Source organism: Dyadobacter sp. (assembly GCF_051859145.1).
Taxonomy (GTDB): Bacteria; Bacteroidota; Bacteroidia; order Cytophagales; family Spirosomataceae; genus Dyadobacter.
On sequence record NZ_JBHYGF010000428.1, the window covers coordinates 1 to 579 of the forward strand.

At 45.8% G+C, this 579-nt stretch carries 1 protein-coding gene; it reads left to right on the forward strand.

All coding sequences use genetic code 11. The annotated features are described in order from the left end of the window. Positions 1-579: FG-GAP repeat domain-containing protein (locus ACTIE6_RS20930; protein ID WP_439558487.1), on the forward strand; the 579-nt coding region annotated here is incomplete at both ends.

The following is a 579-nucleotide window of genomic DNA, read 5'->3' on the forward strand; positions in this document are numbered from 1 at the left end:
GGTTGCTCGACATCTATGTTTCGGCGGTGGGTAACTTCCGGGGAATGGAAGGCGCTAATGAACTGTATATCAATAATGGCGATCTGACTTTCACCGAAAAGGCGGCTGACTACGGCCTTGATTTTACAGGATTTTCAACACAGGCCGTATTTTTTGATTTTGACAAAGACGGTGACCTGGATTGTTATTTACTGAATCACGCGGTGCATACCTCGCGCAGCTACGATCGCGTAAGTACCAGGCATTTACGTAATAATGAAGCTGGCGATTATCTGTTTGAAAGTAAGATTGCCAATGTGAAATCAGAAAGCTTCAAACCCGTGAAGTTTGTGGATGTAAGTGAAAAAGCTGGAATCTATGGTGCAGCAATGGGCTACGGGCTGGGCGTTGCCGTGGCTGATCTGAACAATGACGGCTGGGACGATATCTACGTTTCCAATGATTTTCACGAAGACGATTATTGTTACATCAATAACCACAACGGGACTTTTACGAACAAAAGCCGCGAGATGTTCAGGTACACGAGCCGCTATTCAATGGGGAATGACATTGCCGATGTGAATAACGACGGGTATCCTG